The 16,647-nt window shown below is 45.2% G+C and carries 10 protein-coding genes; 9 read left to right on the top strand and 1 reads right to left on the bottom strand.

The features are described from left to right. The first annotated feature begins 1 nt into the window (after nucleotide 1). The 9 genes from F0231_RS14445 (at nucleotide 2) to tldD (ending at nucleotide 14,827) form a co-directional block, all read left to right on the top strand. Nucleotides 2-3,982 carry a DUF6701 domain-containing protein gene (locus F0231_RS14445; RefSeq protein WP_171760402.1) on the top strand — a complete coding sequence of 1,327 codons (3,981 nt, stop codon included), beginning with the start codon at nucleotides 2-4 and terminating at the stop codon, nucleotides 3,980-3,982. 152 nt (nucleotides 3,983-4,134) lie between these two features. Beyond that, nucleotides 4,135-5,178 (top strand): rod shape-determining protein, encoded by a 1,044-nt coding sequence (locus F0231_RS14440; protein WP_126575502.1) that lies wholly within the window; start codon nucleotides 4,135-4,137, stop codon nucleotides 5,176-5,178. 55 nt (nucleotides 5,179-5,233) lie between these two features. Continuing rightward, nucleotides 5,234-6,106, top strand: coding sequence for a rod shape-determining protein MreC (gene mreC / locus F0231_RS14435; RefSeq protein ID WP_171760401.1), 873 nt, complete (start codon nucleotides 5,234-5,236; stop codon nucleotides 6,104-6,106). Between the two features lie 3 nt (nucleotides 6,107-6,109). After that, nucleotides 6,110-6,598, top strand: a complete 489-nt coding sequence (gene mreD / locus F0231_RS14430) for a rod shape-determining protein MreD (RefSeq protein WP_171760400.1) — start codon at nucleotides 6,110-6,112, stop codon at nucleotides 6,596-6,598. A gap of 3 nt (nucleotides 6,599-6,601) precedes the next feature. Continuing rightward, nucleotides 6,602-7,162 (top strand): nucleoside triphosphate pyrophosphatase, encoded by a 561-nt coding sequence (locus tag F0231_RS14425; RefSeq protein WP_171760399.1) that lies wholly within the window; start codon nucleotides 6,602-6,604, stop codon nucleotides 7,160-7,162. A gap of 22 nt (nucleotides 7,163-7,184) precedes the next feature. After that, complete coding sequence (gene rng / locus F0231_RS14420; RefSeq protein ID WP_171760398.1) at nucleotides 7,185-8,654, top strand: ribonuclease G; 1,470 nt, start codon at nucleotides 7,185-7,187, stop codon at nucleotides 8,652-8,654. 8 nt (nucleotides 8,655-8,662) lie between these two features. Continuing rightward, a complete protein-coding gene (locus F0231_RS14415) occupies nucleotides 8,663-12,541 on the top strand; it encodes a YhdP family protein (RefSeq protein WP_171760397.1) in 3,879 nt (1,292 codons plus the stop codon). A 12-nt stretch (nucleotides 12,542-12,553) separates the two neighbouring features. Beyond that, nucleotides 12,554-13,372, top strand: a complete 819-nt coding sequence (locus F0231_RS14410) for a carbon-nitrogen hydrolase family protein (RefSeq protein WP_171760396.1) — start codon at nucleotides 12,554-12,556, stop codon at nucleotides 13,370-13,372. Nucleotides 13,373-13,381: 9 nt separating this feature from the next. Then, nucleotides 13,382-14,827, top strand: a complete 1,446-nt coding sequence (gene tldD / locus F0231_RS14405) for a metalloprotease TldD (protein WP_171760395.1) — start codon at nucleotides 13,382-13,384, stop codon at nucleotides 14,825-14,827. Nucleotides 14,828-14,896: 69 nt separating this feature from the next. Here tldD and arcA read toward each other — a convergent pair whose 3' ends face one another. Then, nucleotides 14,897-16,117, bottom strand: a complete 1,221-nt coding sequence (arcA, locus tag F0231_RS14400; RefSeq protein ID WP_171760394.1) for an arginine deiminase — start codon at nucleotides 16,115-16,117, stop codon at nucleotides 14,897-14,899. Nucleotides 16,118-16,647: the final 530 nt, after the last annotated feature.

Genomic DNA, 16,647 nt, shown 5'->3' with positions numbered 1-16,647 from the left:
TATGAAATTGGTGTTAACACTGTTCTTAGCTTTGTTTGGTTTGGTGGCAAATGCTACCACCTACGATGATGCTCGCTTTGAATTTGGTCGAGTAGATAGTGACGACTGTAAGTCAGACGTTTGTACCATCACATTTAATAACCACTATCGTGTTGAGCCTGTCGTATTTTTGATGTCGACGATTGATTACGATGTCTTGCAGGCCTCTTTAGCATCAGGGAATACCGCCAATAATATGATGGGCGATTACCCTTCCATACTTAACCTAACTAATGTGACGCAGACTGAAGCTCAATTTCAGCAGCGTATGGTTCTGGATGGTTTTGATAACAGCCATGCGATGCAAGATATCTATTATTTAGTGGCCGAGCCTGGTTGGGTAACTATGGATCCAGATCAACCTACTCAGAGAATCTATGTTGATAGAGTGACAACAGACTTTTATCGTGAAGGACGAACTCGACAGAGACGCACCAAAAATAATTGGTTTAACGTCGAGTACCCTAGACGCTTTTCTGCTCGGCCTATTGTTTTTACAGAAGTACAACCTAATAGTCATGATACATGGGCCTCTGCTGCATTGTGGTTTGACCGTCAAAGAGATGAGTTTTGGACCGCAATAGAACGGGGTGAAGACCTTGGCGCTCCGCCTGGGAGTATGGAAATTGGCTACCTTGCCGTCGTACCATTTTCTGGGACAACGGGGGAAGGGCTAGCCTTTAATTTTGATAATGCCACGACTGCGTATGATCAAAATACTGGTACCAATACATTAGATCACTTAATCGATGCTTGTGAAAACAATACGGTATTAACGGGGCTTGGAACGTCTGATTATGGTGTGATACACCGCATGCAGGAACGAAATGACTTTGATGACAATCGACGGAATGGTGGCCCTGGGGGAGACCCAGATGGAGGTTGGACTCGACTATGTGAAAGAAATATGGGTGAATTTACTTTCACGATAGAAGAGCCGCAAAACTTAGACCGCGAGCATGAAGCAACAGAGAGGACGGCGTTTTTCGCATTTGAGTTGCCTTCAGAGACGGTAATTCCCGACTACTGTGATATTTTTCCTCAGCCAGCCCAGTCATGGAAGAATGGCAGTGAACTCAAATTTGAGAGTTATCCTTCGAGCACGCCATACTCTTACTTTATCGGTGGTTGGTCAGATCAATATGTCACAGATTATCTAGATACGACGGAGCGACAAGACAAGCTGTCAATTGGCTTTAAGAGTATTGAACATAATGGTGACGATAGTGACTCGGGTAATGATTTTACTTGTGAGCACGGCCGTTGTAAGTCAAGTAATCGAAGAATTGATACTCCAGAGAATATATCACCTCAATTTAATAAGGGCGACAAGTTAGACTTAGGACACTGGAACTATGCGAGTAAGTGCCCTAGTGATGACTCTGAACCCTTATGCCGTTCAGAAGTTGACGACGATACTGGCCACATATTTGTCACTATAAAGTCACGCCTCGAGGAGCTGAAGGTTCAAGGGCAATCTCAATCGAAAAAGATGTATGTATTCTTTGAGCCTAAATCTGGAGAATATGGACTGACGATCAAGAAATATGAAACCAACTCAAATGTTCGCTCCATATTTGATCAATCAGGTATCTATACTTTTGATGAATTTAAAACAAATTCATCCACCGAGATTGAATTAGGAGAAAATATCGTATGGAAGATAAAGAAAGAGCTTAAATTCGAAAATCCTGTTGACCTGATCAGTACGCAAAACGCAGATGATTTCACTATCTATGGACCCAAAGCTAAAGTCTCTTTTAAACAGATGAACAGTGATTTTTACGGGCGAATTTTAGCTGATGAAATTAAAGCTGAAAACAAGTTGATTCTCCATGGAGCAGTAACAACTAACAAGCTTGAAATGAAAAATGCTCAATCAAGCATTGTTGGCCAAAGCCAGTGTTTCAGTCCAACTCCAACTCCTTCGATTGTCACAATAGAAATCGAACCCAACAACTACCATCTAACTTGCGATAATAATACGCAACTGTATGTCACACCTTACGACCAAGACGGCCTACCAATGGATGATGTTGATGGGGAAACGGTAACACTTAATGCCAATGGAGTTCAGTTTAGTATGGGTACTTTTAATAGTACTGAAAAACGCTTTGAGTTTGATGTTAGTCGTACTGATGGTGAGTTTGGTGATGTCTCTGTAACTGCGACGGTTGACGGCACAACTGTGACTGATACAGATACATTGTCTTTTGTGCCTTATAAGTTTGATATTAAAGATAGCAATAAGTCTTGGGGAGAAAGTGGCCAAAATATATTGCCTCTTACTGCTGGCAGGACATCCATTATTGATATTAGGGTCTTAGCATGCGACGACGGTCAGAGCGTGTCTGTGAACTATGACTCAGATGTGGCGGGTACGAATGCAACGATCAGTACACCTCCTGTTGGTGGTCATGGAAGTTTAACCGTCACCGATATGAGTTTTTCTAATGGTAGTGTGCAAAAGGTGGAAGTAGGTTTCGATAACTCTGGTCGCCTTGCGGTGGATATTAAAGACCCTGACCCTAACTTTGATTGTAGTAATATCAATGGTAACTGCCCAATAGAGCAAGGCGCACTCCAAGGGCAGTTTATTATTGAAGCCTTACCTTGGAAAATCGCGATTTGTGACATAACCGGAGAAGATGGTGAGTCGTTCACGAATCCAGCCTCGAGCTTTCTTCCATCCGCAAAAGATTTTGATGTCACCTATAGGCCTTTGGTGTTTGCTACAACAGACGATGAATGTGGTTACCCTATTGCAACAAATTATGCTGAAGATAGTGGCCCTTTAGTGGTGATGAAACGTTTGGATTATCCTAACGGTGGTAGCGAGGGTAATTTGTCGAGTTTATTGGAGCCTGCTAATTTTTCTCCAGGGGCAAGTACATTAACAGCTACCTACAGTTGGAATGAGGTTGGGACATTGGAGTTTACTACTCCTGTGAACTATTTAGGTGAGCAACTTGAAGTGACAGATACTCAACTTATAGGTCGCTTTTATCCTGAGTTTTTTGAGCTAGTGAACAACACCTGGGGAATACCTAATAATCAACCTTTCATCTATATGAATCAGCCTTTCAATAGCCTTTCATTTGATGTTGAAGCATTAAATCATAATACAGAACCTGTAGAAAATTATGGTAACCCAAACTACATGCATACAGCATCGTTTACTGTCCAAGAAATACCTTTGCCCGGTGGGGTTGACTATGGAGGTCGTTTTCATGCCCCGTCATCTCTTACCGAAGGAGGGGGATGGAGTAATACTACGGGACGAAGTATAGGGAATTTCGCATGGACTCAGAGCACGAATGTATGCAGCAATGAAATTTGTTGGGAAAAAGTGGCTCCTATTAGGGAAGGTTATGAAGATGGTCCATTTAATGATGGTGCTGGATCGCTGCAATCAAATATATCAATAATCGGTATCGGCCCTGACGTTATTGATTATCGAAACCCTGAATTATCGCAACCTGCTATTCGCTTTGGCCGGGTCGCACTAGATAGCGCTGGAACAACGACTAATGCGATATTGAATATCCCATTAAGAGTGGAGTTTTGGGATGGCGAACGATTTATTGTAAATACCCCCGATTCTGGTATGAACTCTATTGCGGGTGAAAGCAATGAATCCGACAACAATGTTGTCTGGGTTGAAACGGGTGCAACGGCCGAGAATCTCAGTTTAGGGGGGGGCGGTGTTGTCACTAACGGGGAGTCAAACTCAATCACCGTTGAGCATACTTCAGATGTTCGTCAGCAGGTTCAAATATGGCTTGAGTTAGATGGAACGAGTAATGAGTACCCATGGTTACGTTACCACTGGGATCATTCTACAACGACCGAACAAGATCCGAGTACCGTTGCGACGTTTGGCATCTACCGAGGCAATGATCGAGTGATCTTCCGCGGTGAAGCAGGATTAATCGGGCAATAAAAAATGGTAAATTCTTCGCCTAAGTAAGGAATCTGTTAGAAATTGCGGGTTTCAGTCCATGTTTGTACTTCAATGCCTTGCTGTAGCGGCAAGGCATTGGTACATTTAGTACAATTTCTATCTTCAAATTCTTTCAGGACGAGCGAAGAAATATGTTCAAAAAACTGCGTGGCATATTTTCAAATGACCTATCTATCGATTTAGGTACTGCCAACACACTTATCTACGTTAAAGGACAGGGTATCGTTCTTGACGAGCCTTCAGTAGTCGCAATTCGCCAAGACCGCAATCGAGCAGGGAAAAGCGTTGCTGCAGTCGGTCATGCTGCAAAACAGATGCTAGGTCGTACACCTGGCAATATCTCTGCAATCCGTCCTATGAAAGATGGCGTTATCGCTGACTTTTACGTGACAGAAAAAATGCTTCAGCACTTCATTAAGCAAGTGCATGACAACAGCGTGCTAAAACCTAGCCCACGTGTGCTTGTGTGTGTGCCTTGTGGCTCTACACAAGTTGAACGTCGTGCTATTCGTGAATCTGCGTTAGGTGCAGGTGCTCGAGAGGTTTACCTGATTGATGAACCAATGGCGGCAGCGATCGGTGCTGGCCTACGTGTTTCTGAACCAACAGGTTCGATGGTGGTTGATATCGGCGGCGGTACAACAGAAGTCGCGGTAATCTCACTAAACGGTGTGGTTTACTCTTCATCTGTACGTATTGGTGGTGACCGTTTTGATGAAGCGATCATTAACTATGTACGTCGTAACTACGGCAGCTTGATTGGTGAAGCTACAGCAGAGAAGATCAAACATGAGATCGGTTCAGCTTACCCAGGCGATGAAGTTGAAGAGATCGAAGTTCGTGGTCGTAACCTAGCTGAAGGTGTGCCTCGTAGTTTCTGCCTGAACTCAAACGAGATCCTAGAAGCATTGCAAGAGCCACTAACTGGTATCGTATCAGCAGTTATGGTTGCACTAGAACAGTGTCCACCAGAGCTTGCATCAGACATTTCTGAGAACGGTATGGTTCTAACAGGTGGTGGTGCGCTACTAAAAGATCTTGATCGTCTTCTAACAGAAGAGACTGGCATCCCTGTAGTGATTGCTGAAGATCCACTAACGTGTGTTGCTCGTGGTGGTGGTAAAGCTCTAGAAATGATCGACATGCATGGTGGCGATCTATTTAGCGAAGAATAATCTACGTCGCTCTAGTGTGTACTAGAGCTGGCAAGATAAAAGGATCTCATATTTCATGAAGCCTATTTTTGGCCGGGGACCTTCACTTCAGCTACGTCTGTTTTTTGCCGTTATTCTATCAGCCAGCCTCATGCTGGCTGATAGTCGTTTAGGCGCATTTGCTCAGGTACGTTACCTTCTCAATAGTATGGTTGCGCCAATTCAGTATCTTGCTGATGTTCCTCGAGTGATGTTTGATGGCGCTTATGAGCGCTTCAACATGCGCCAAGACTATATGGAAAGTTCCCGCACACTTAAGCGTGAAGTCCTGCGCCTGAAAAATGACCTGCTATTGCTTGATCAATATCGCGAAGAGAACCAACGCTTGCGCAAGCTTCTTGGTTCCTCATTTATTCGTGATGAGCGTAAAGTTGTCACTGAAGTAATGGCTGTGGACACCTCGCCGTATCGTCACCAAGTGGTGATTGATAAAGGTCAGATCGACGGTGTCTATGTTGGTCAGCCAGTTGCGAATGAGAAAGGCATTGTTGGCCAGGTTACTTTTGTCTCGGCGCATAACAGCCGAGTATTACTGCTTACTGATAGCTTGAGTGCGATTCCAGTGCAGGTGATTCGTAATGATATTCGTGTGATTGCGTCTGGAACAGGGCAGTCGGATAGTATTAACCTCGATCACATCCCAATCAGCTTAGATATCATTGAAGGCGACTTACTTGTTACGTCTGGTTTAGGCGGTGTTTATCCAGAAGGTTTCCCTGTGGCGCATGTCTCTGAAGTTGTTCGAGATACGGCGCGAGAGTTTGCTCAAATTGAAGCTGAACCTGTGGTTGATTTTGAACGCTTACGTTACTTATTGCTGATCTGGCCGAATGATTCTCGTCAAGATAAAATTCAACAAGCACTACCTGAGAGTCAGGAGGAGTCGTAGAAAATGGCAAATAGTGTACTAAAAGGTAAGTTTGTCATTGCGGGCTCATTCTTAATTGCTTTGACCTTACAAACGATTCCTTGGCCGGGTGTTTTAGACTTACTTCGCCCATCTTGGCTTTTGTTAGTTACCTGCTACTGGGTGTTAGCACTCCCACATCGCGTAAACGTGGGGACGGCATTAATACTCGGCCTATTATGGGATCTGCTACTGGGCTCAACCCTTGGTATTCGCGGCATGATGATGTCGGTTGTTATCTATCTCGTCGCGTTGAACTTTCTGGTTATTCGTAACATGGCTTTGTGGCAGCAAGCGATTCTTATCGGTTTGATGTCTATTGCTTTGGATGTCCTGATCTTCTTTGGTGAATACCTTATTCAGGATGTTAGCTTTAATGTTGTGACCGTTTGGAGTGGTTTGATTAACTGCATCTTATGGCCATGGATGTTCCTATTAATGCGTCGTGTCAGACGCCATTGGCATGTAAGATAAACAATGAATAAACCGCTGATTTTGGCTTCAGGTTCGCCTAGACGTAAAGAGTTACTCTCTCAACTTGGCTACACATTTAATGTTGTAAAAACGGATGTTGAAGAGTGCCGCCAGGTGGATGAAGGTGCATTAGACTATGTGTCACGTCTTTCTAAAGATAAAGCGATGGCTGCAGTCGTCCAAGCACCAGAATCAGTGGTCATTGGTTCCGATACTATTGTTGTGTGTGATGAACAAGTATTGGAGAAACCTGACGATTTAGCGCATGCTAAACAGATGTTATTGATGCTATCAAATAGAAAGCATCAGGTGATGACAGCAGTGACTGTTGCCACCAACGAGATTCAAGAAACTGTCGTTGTATCGACAGACGTATGGTTTAAAACCCTGTCAGAGCAAGAAATAGAACGATATTGGCAAACGGGTGAACCATGCGATAAAGCTGGCAGTTATGGAATTCAAGGGGTAGGCGGTCGCTTTGTGACACGTATTGAAGGCAGTTATCATGCTGTCGTTGGTCTACCACTGTTTGAAACTGACCAGCTTTTGCGCAAATTTTTATAATTTTATATTTTGAGGTGCGCTCATGAGTGCAGAGTTGCTGATCAATGTGACCCCGAGTGAAACTCGCGTGGCCATGATAGAGGGTGGAAGCCTACAAGAGATCCATGTTGAACGTGAAGCGAAACGCGGAATCGTAGGGAACATATATAAAGGTAAAGTAAGCCGTGTACTTCCGGGGATGCAGGCTGCTTTTGTGGACATCGGTTTAGAAAAAGCCGCGTTTCTACACGCGTCTGATATTGTTCCGCATACTGAATGCGTTGCTGAGAATGAAAAGCAACAGTTTCAAGTTCGTGATATTTCAGAGCTTGTTCGTCAAGGGCAAGATATTGTTGTTCAAGTAGTTAAAGATCCTTTGGGAACAAAAGGAGCTCGCCTAACCACAGATATTACCCTTCCTTCTCGCTACCTTGTCTTTATGCCAGGCGCAAGCCATGTCGGTGTGTCTCAACGTATCGAAAGTGAGTCAGAACGTCATCGTCTGAAGAAAGTTGTTGGTCACTATTGCGATGAAGATGGCGGCTTTATTATTCGTACGGCCGCTGAAGGTGCGGATGACAAAGAACTCTCTCAAGATGCCGCATTTCTAAAGCGTCTTTGGTCAAAGGTGAATGAACGCCGCAGTAAATACAAAACGCGTTCAACGCTTTATGGTGAACTGGGGTTATCACAACGTATTCTACGTGATTTTGTCGGTACTGAACTGAATAAAATCCTCGTCGATTCCAGACAAGAGTTCGAGAATTTAAAAGAGTTTACTTCTGAATATGTGCCTGAACTGACAGAAAAGCTTGAGCTGTATGAAGGTGAAAAGCCGATCTTTGATATGTACGACACTGAGAACGAAATTCAACGTTCTCTGGATCGTAAAGTTGAACTCAAATCGGGTGGTTACCTGATTATCGATCAAACAGAAGCAATGACCACCGTTGATATCAATACGGGAGCTTTTGTCGGGCGACGTAACCTTGAAGAGACTATCTTCAACACCAATATTGAAGCGACCCAAGCGATCGCTCGTCAACTGCGTTTACGTAACCTTGGCGGCATCATCATTATCGATTTCATTGATATGGCGGCGGATGAACACCGCAGCAGAGTACTGAATTCGTTAGAAATTGCGCTCGATAAAGACCGAGTTAAGACCAATATTAATGGCTTTACTCAGTTAGGTCTGGTGGAGATGACACGTAAACGAACGCGTGAAAGTATCGAGCATATTTTATGTTCGACGTGTCCAACGTGTGAAGGTCGTGGCAGCGTGAAGACGGTAGAATCAGTTTGTTATGAGATTCTGCGTGAAATCACTCGAGTGAACCGTGCTTACGATGCGGATAAATTCGTTGTTTATGCCTCGCCTGCGGTAGCTGAAACGTTGCAGGGAGATGAATCCCATGCTCTCGCGGAACTTGAAGTCTTTATAGGCAAGCAAGTGAAGATTCAGGCAGAGCCGCTGTACATTCAAGAGCAGTTTGACGTAGTGATGATGTAAGGGTATTTGTGAACTCGACTGCAACTCGTCTAACTCGTTTTTTGCTTTGGTTAACCGTTACTGTTTTAGTTGTGCTCGCAATTGCAGTAACGGGCCTTCGTATAGCCTTACCAAAGCTCAATCATTTCCAACCGCAGATTCAATCCTGGGTCAATCAAGGCTCGGGACTGGAATTTGAAATCTCTTCGATTCATGGCTTTTGGCGTAATACCCATCCTTCAATTTCACTTCAAGGGGTGAAAGCAAACACGCCTGAAAGCAGCGGAATCCATTTCTCAGCCGAAACGGTCGAAGTTGAGATAGATTTAATTCAATCGATACTTCAGCGAGAAGCTGTCGTTGCTGATCTAAACATCTATCAACTCAACCTCGACATTACCTCTGTTCAATGGGCGACCAATGAGCAAGAAAAGCCGGAGCTGCAACCTAAAGGTGAGCAGAGAGGAGTGATGCAGCAGCTAGATAAGTTGTTGCTGCGCCAATTGGATGGTTTCTCGTTAAGCGATTCCCATATTCAATTCTTAGGCATTGATGGAACAGAACGTGACTTAGAGATATCCAAACTTAGTTGGCATAACAATGGCAATCAACACTTAGCCGATGGCGAAGTGAGTCTTGCGAATGCGCAGCTGAATTCAGCAAAAGTGAAAGCCAATTTTGTCGATCATGGTTCCTTGCTGGATGTTTCCGGAGAGTTCTATGTTTCGGTGCAAAATGTACTGGTGACGCCGTGGTTAACCAAATACCTCAAAACGGAAACGGGCATCGAAAAAGGGCAAGTCAGCTTTAGTAGTTGGCTGACGCTTGAGAAGAGTCAGCCAGTGAATGCTTACTTAGAACTTGAATCGTCAGAGCTGAGTTGGAAGGAAGGAGACCGCCACGAATTGTGGATCGAATCAGGTGTTTTGGAGCTCGAGCCTCAAGATAAAGGTTGGCAAGTAAATGCTCACTCACTTCGATTACACACCGACGAAAATGAATGGCCAGAGCTCGATATTGCGTTTGAATGGCAACCGGAACAGTGGCGCTTAAATGTGTCACAGCTTGATATCGCAGCCATTACTCCTCTTGTTAAATTGGCGCCAGATTCCAAAACGACCAGTGAACTGCTCAACACCTTTGCCCTTGGTGGATTGGTGGAAGATGTACGCGTGTCGATGGGCAGTGGCATTGACACGCTGAAGTACTCTGCTGAGCTGTCTCAAGGTTCGATGTCGCAGTGGGAACTGTTGCCAGGTGTGCATCAACTTTCAGCAACGGTATCTGGAGATATCGCACAAGCCAAAGCGAGCGTGTCGCTGATCGATGATGTCCTGCCGTATGGAGATGTTTTCCAAGCTCCGCTGAACATTAGGCAAGGCCAAGTGGATATCGTTTGGCAAAATGGTGAGCATGGCTGGAGCCTGTGGGCGGACAAAGTAACGGCTGCAACCCCCGACCTGCAAGTGCTTGGCGCATTCCGTTTAGATTTCCCCAACGATCGTAGCCCATTCCTCTCCTTTTATGCGGAAGCGGACCTTTATAATGCCGGGGAAACATGGCGTTATTTGCCAACGCTAGCGTTAGGGCAGGATCTTACCGATTATCTAAGTACCGCGATTCAAGGTGGTAAGGTCAATACCGCTAAACTGCTTTGGTATGGCGAATTAGGCGACTTCCCGTACCAGAATAACGATGGCATGTTCCAAGCTTGGGTCGGACTTAAACAAGCAAAGTTTAGTTTTGATACCGCTTGGCCACCAATTACCGATTTGCAGCTCGATCTCTTGTTCCAAAATGATGCGATGTATTTGGACTCCCACAGTGCAACATTAATGGATGTGACGGCAAAGCGTATCATCGGTCGAATTCCAAGCCTTGCACCTGGTGGTCATATCGAGATTGAAGCTCAAGCAACAGCTCAAGGAAACGCGGTCCGTGATTATATGACGGCCTCACCTTTGGTTGATTCTGTTGGCGCTGCGCTAACAGCCATACAGGTCGACGGCCAAGTAGAGTCGAGTTTTCAGCTCAATATCCCGTTTGATTCTGAGCGAGAGGCTCGCGCGTGGGGGTATGCGGATTTGAGCAAAAACCACGTGACCATTGAAGCGCCCCCGATGACGCTCGAAACGGTATCTGGTCGTATTGAATTTGATAATGATGTTGTGAGTGCGGCTGGGTTATCCGCTGATCTTCTGACTCAACCTGTCTCTATCGACTTTAATGGTGAGAATGCAGGTCAGGGCTACAATGTGGCTATTAACGTTCTTGGCGACTGGGACACCAAACCATTAGCACCTTACCTCGGCGAGAAATGGTTGGCACCGGTTAGTGGCCATGCTCCATGGCAAATGGATGTTGATATTCAACTCAACGATGTCGGTTTTACGTATCAGATAGATACGCTTGCTGATCTGAGATTAGTAAGTAGTCACTATCCAGCACCACTTAACAAAGCAAGCGGTGAAAAAGGCAAAGCGCACCTGCAAGCATCAGGTAATCAAGAGAGCATCACCGCTAGGCTACAACTGCCTAACTTCAAGTATCAAACAGAGATTGATATTCGTCCTGAAGTACCGTTGTTGACGGCGAGCAATTTGGTTCTGGGTAAAGGCAGTTTTAAGATCAGCCCCGTCGCGGGTCATCAGGCAAGGGTTCGTTTAGATAGTTTTAATCTAGATCAGTGGATTGAGCTGTTCACCGCAGAAATGGACAACAAAGTATCGTCGGCGGTATTGGCTCAAATGAATACGCCAGAGATTCCATTGCCTAATCGCGTAGATTTAGATGCAAAAGCATTGACTGTGGCGGGCATTGAATGGAATGACGTCGATTTCACTGCGAAACGCAAAGGGCTTGGCTGGTACATGAATCTAGACAGTCAGGAAGCAAAAGGCGAAGCCAGTTACATCGAACCGTATGATTTATCGGTCTCGTTGGAGAGGCTTCACGTTTACATTCCGGCTTTAGACTCTGAGTACAAAGATAAAAAAATGTTCCAGCTAGAGCGTGATGAGAAGCCGACCATTAGTGAGTTCGAACGTTCGTTCCACCAGATGGTCCCTAACATTACGCTGACCATTGATGACTTTTGGTTGCAAGGCTACAAGGTGGGGAAAACCCATCTTGATTTGCAACGACAGGGCGAGAAACTTGAATGGAAGAAGCTGACATTTGAAAGCGGTAGCAATAAGTTCGACTTCGGTGGCTGGTGGCTATTGAATGAAACGGATAGTCATACTCGCTTTAAAGTCACCATGTCGGGTGAAAACAACAGTGATGTGATGGAGCGTTTTGGTATTTCTTCCGGGATTCAGCGCGCACCGTTTGATCTTTCCGCTGATGTTGAGTGGGATGGTTCACCATGGTCAGGTCAAGTTTCTAGCTTACAAGGTGAAGTTAAAACTAAACTGGGAAAAGGGGTGATTTCTGACGTCAGTGGCGCAGCCCGTTTACTTGGTATTTTCAGTCTAGACTCAATTATTCGTAAGATGCAGCTCGACTTTACCGATGTGTTCGATAAAGGAATGGCCTTTAACTCGATCACCGGAAATGGATCGATTCGTAATGGTATTTTCCTGACCAACGATATCAAAATGGATGCGGTGGCAGGGGAGATGAGTATCAAAGGCCTTGCGAACCTCAACACACGAACCGTCGATGCTGAAGTTAACTTCACACCAGATATAACCTCGGGTATTCCCGTGCTGACTGCATTTGCGGTAACCCCACAGACGGCCTTGTATGTTCTTGCCATAACTACGGTGATTTCGCCAGTGGTAGAGGTCTTCACTCAAGTTAACTATGAAGTGAAAGGCCCACTGGATGCACCTATAGTTAAAGAGCTATCACGGAGCCGAGGTGAGTTTAAATTGCCAGATAAACTGCGCGACGCAATCAAGTAAGGAATAGTGCTCATGGAACGAGTAGCGTTAATTCAAATGACATCGGGGCCGGAACCTCAGCACAACTTAACCTATATTCGTGAGCAGATCGCCAGTTTAGCGAATGAAGGAGCAAACTTTATAGTGACTCCTGAAAATAGCCTAGTGTTCGGCAGTAGAAAGGATTACCACCAACATGCAGAGCCTATCGGCGATGGTGCTTTTCAAAATGAACTTGCTCAGATCGCAAAGGAGTTTTCTGTTTGGCTGCTGATTGGCAGTATGCCCATTCGGCGCGGGAATGTGGTGACAACCACCTCTTTGCTTTATTCGCCTGAGGGTGAGCTCGTCACTCACTATGACAAATTACACATGTTTGATGTCGATGTAGCCGATGGGCACAAGCGTTATCGAGAGTCTGAGACCTTTACGCCAGGCTCTCAAATTGTCACATATCCAACGCCATTCGCGCATCTCGGTCTGAGTATCTGCTATGATGTGCGCTTTCCGACTTTGTATAGTGAGCTGGCACGTCTTGGTGCCAATATGATCATTGTCCCTGCTGCGTTTACCGCAGTCACAGGTCGAGCGCATTGGGAAGCATTGCTGCGAGCCAGAGCGATAGAAACACAGTCATGGGTGATTGCCGTTAATCAAACCGGTGTGCACCCATGCGGGCGAGAGACTTGGGGTCATTCAATGGTGATCTCCCCATGGGGGGAAGTCGTCGCAAGTTTGGCCGATGAACCAAGCAATTTATTGGTCGAAATTGACCTAAGCCAAGTAGAAGAATTGAGAGCGGCGATGCCAGTCGGCCAGCATGCTCGATTCAATAATCAGTTACAAAATTAAGAGCCAAGTATGACCATAAACCACGTTGAAGATGCGTTGCTACAGCCTGCGGGACTGACCGAGCAGGATATTGCTGATACGCTCGCAAGTATTGCAACACGCCAAATTGATTATGCTGATATCTATTTTCAGTCTAGCTGGCATGAGTCACTTGTTTTAGAAGACAGCATTATTAAAGACGGCTCATTCAACATTGATCGTGGTGTCGGTGTCCGTGCTGTTACGGGTGAGAAAACGGGCTTTGCCTATTCTGACCAGATTCAATTAGAAGGCCTAAAGCAAAGTGCGATTGCTGCTCGCGGTATTGCACAACAAGGTCAAAATGCTCAAGTTCAGGCTTTTAAACGCAGTGACAATCAAGCCTTCTACTCAGCGGTAAACCCTTTAGAAAGCTGGGCAAAAGAGCAAAAAACGCAGCTTTTAAAAGAACTTGATGCTTACATTCGTACTAAAGAGCCTTTGATTAAAGAGGTATCCATCAGTTTAAGTGGTGTTCACGAGCAAATGCTGGTGGCAGCTACTGATGGGACTTATGCGGGTGATGTGCGCCCACTTGTACGTCTATCAATCAGTGTTCTAGCTGAAAAAGGTGAGCGACGTGAACGAGGCAGTTCTGGTGGCGGTGGCCGATTTGGCTACGATTTCTTCCTCACTGATAGTGAAGGCGCAAAAGTCGCGTACCACTATGCCGATGAAGCGATTCGTATGGCTTTGATTAACCTAGAGGCAGACGCAGCACCAGCCGGTATGATGCCAGTCGTTCTTGGTTCTGGTTGGCCTGGTGTCCTTCTACATGAAGCGGTTGGTCATGGCCTCGAAGGCGACTTTAACCGTAAAGAGTCATCGGTATTTAGCGGCAAGATCGGCGAGAAGGTGACTTCTGATCTGTGTACGATCGTGGATGATGGCACATTGAAAGATCTTCGTGGTTCCCTGAATGTGGACGACGAAGGTGTGAACGGTCAATACAACACATTGATCGAAAATGGTGTGTTAAAAGGCTACATGCAAGACAAGCTGAACGCGCGCCTAATGGGTGTCAATCCGACGGGTAACGGTCGTCGTGAGTCTTATGCGCATCTGCCTATGCCACGTATGACAAATACTTACATGCTGCCTGGCCAGCACACTCCAGAAGAGATTATCTCTACGGTAGAGAAAGGTTTGTACGCACCAAACTTTGGCGGTGGTCAGGTTGATATTACTTCTGGTAAGTTCGTTTTCTCAGCATCAGAAGCTTACTTGATTGAGAATGGCAAAATTACTCGACCAGTGAAAGGTGCAACGCTAATTGGTTCAGGTATTGAAGCGATGCAGCAAGTCTCTATGGTGGGTAATGATCTTAGCATCGACCGTGGTGTTGGAGTGTGTGGCAAAGCAGGTCAAAGTGTTCCTGTTGGCGTGGGTCAGCCTACACTCAAACTCGATTCAATCACCGTAGGTGGTACAGAATAAAAACTAAAAAGGGTTGATGCGTAAAAACATCAACCCTTTTGCTCTTTCTGCGATTCGTTCAGTGAGGGGTTAGATTCCATCACGTTCGATAGGACAACTCATACAACGAGCGCCACCACGACCACGGCCTAATTCATTGCCTGGGATAGGCAGAACCGTAATTCCCGCTTTGTCATACTTCTCATTGGTGTAGACGTTACGCTCATAGCCAATGACGACACCTGGCTTCACCGTCAGCACATTGTTGGCGTCATTCCACTGTTCACGTTCCGCTTCGTAGCTATCGCCACCGGTAGTGATGATCTTCAAGTAATCAAGACCAAGTGCTTGCTCGATAGCATGGATGAAACTTGGCACCTTCTCTACTTTCATCTCGCCATCGTCTTTCGCTGATAAGCGCCAAGTATTGAGGTCTTTGCGCATAATCTCTGGATACACCGAGAAAGTATCAATATCCATGTGCGTCATAACGGTATCTAAATGCATGCATGAGCGATGCTTTGGTAGCTCAATGGCGATGACTTCCGTTGCTTGGCCATGCTTAAACAATTTGGCGGCTAGGTTCTCAACACCTTGAGCTGTTGTACGCTCAGACATACCGACAAGTACGGCGCCGTTACCGATGACCAGTACATCACCACCTTCAATATTTGCATTGTCATAGTGTAGGTCTTCATCGCCAAAGTACTTGATGAAGTCTTGACCCGCAAACACTGGGTGCCAACGGTAGATCGCTCGTAGATGGTTTGTTTCACGCTGACGTGCAGGTTTCATCATTGGATTGAGTGACACACCACCGTAGACCCAGCAAGAGGTATCGCGAGTAAACAAATGATTAGGCAGTGGCTCGATGACAAAGTCGAGTGGGCGATGCATGCTTGGAAGCATAGACGAAGATTTAATTGGCAGCTCAGAATAAGCCAAACCACCCAGTAGCACTGTCGCTAGGTGTTCGTTGTCCATATCCGACAGGTAGTGTCTTAAATCTCTTGCGAAGGTAGGGCCGTAGCGAAAATCTGAGATTTGTGTATTGAGTAGCCACGTTTTTGCTTCAGCAACCGCCAAAGTTTCAACCAGTAAGTCGTGTAACAGTAAAACTTCAACACCTTGATCAGTCAGTGTTTGAGCAAACTTATCATGTTCTTCACCTGCTGCCTCTACAGCCAGCACGTCATCAAATAACAGTTCATGGCAGTTTGATGGTGTTAGGTGGGTGAGTGCTCGCTCTGGGCGGTTTAATAGCACACGTCTTAGCTGACCAACTTCTGAGCCTACGTACAACTTACTCATTTTGTATCCTTACAATCAATTCCAGAGCGTATTTATGACAAGATTGTTATAAAGATGCAAGCTCAGTTGGTGGATAAATGAGCTAGTTTTAGTTGCTTGTCTGGTTATTTATTCTAAAAATAAACTCTAGCCAATTGATTTATAGAATTCCATTATTGTTGCAAAGATGACCTTGGGTGAGTTGCTATGCGAATCCAACTGATTTAACTAGTGAGCAAACAAGGATAGGTTAAGCATAGCTATTCAAAAATGGGGATTTTAATTGGTAAAGAGCATGTATTTATTCATTTTGCCCTACTCATTCGATATGCAGCACGTTCAGATAAAAACGCATAAAAATAGGTCTGAGAATGGATTCGACTGAATGAGAGAAGATTCTGAATTCGTCTATTGCTAATAAAATGTTAATTTTCTCATCTTGTGAGTTCGATCTTGTTTGATCGTGTCCGTTTGTGGCAATAAAGATCTCGATCTAAGGACATTCTGGGTAGTAATTTAACTGGATCCATGCGATATTTCGTCGCTGTTAA

The organism is Vibrio sp. RE86, from assembly GCF_013114545.1.
Classification (GTDB): domain Bacteria; phylum Pseudomonadota; class Gammaproteobacteria; order Enterobacterales; family Vibrionaceae; genus Vibrio.
This window is presented reverse-complemented; position numbering and strand designations above follow the sequence as displayed.

Coding starts and splice junctions, on each gene's coding strand:
- F0231_RS14445 (WP_171760402.1), top strand. CDS start 2: ATGAAATTGGTGTTAACACTGTTCTTAGCTTTGTTTGGTTTGGTGGCA.
- F0231_RS14440 (WP_126575502.1), top strand. CDS start 4,135: ATGTTCAAAAAACTGCGTGGCATATTTTCAAATGACCTATCTATCGAT.
- mreC (WP_171760401.1), top strand. CDS start 5,234: ATGAAGCCTATTTTTGGCCGGGGACCTTCACTTCAGCTACGTCTGTTT.
- mreD (WP_171760400.1), top strand. CDS start 6,110: ATGGCAAATAGTGTACTAAAAGGTAAGTTTGTCATTGCGGGCTCATTC.
- F0231_RS14425 (WP_171760399.1), top strand. CDS start 6,602: ATGAATAAACCGCTGATTTTGGCTTCAGGTTCGCCTAGACGTAAAGAG.
- rng (WP_171760398.1), top strand. CDS start 7,185: ATGAGTGCAGAGTTGCTGATCAATGTGACCCCGAGTGAAACTCGCGTG.
- F0231_RS14410 (WP_171760396.1), top strand. CDS start 12,554: ATGGAACGAGTAGCGTTAATTCAAATGACATCGGGGCCGGAACCTCAG.
- tldD (WP_171760395.1), top strand. CDS start 13,382: ATGACCATAAACCACGTTGAAGATGCGTTGCTACAGCCTGCGGGACTG.
- arcA (WP_171760394.1), bottom strand. CDS start 16,117: ATGAGTAAGTTGTACGTAGGCTCAGAAGTTGGTCAGCTAAGACGTGTG.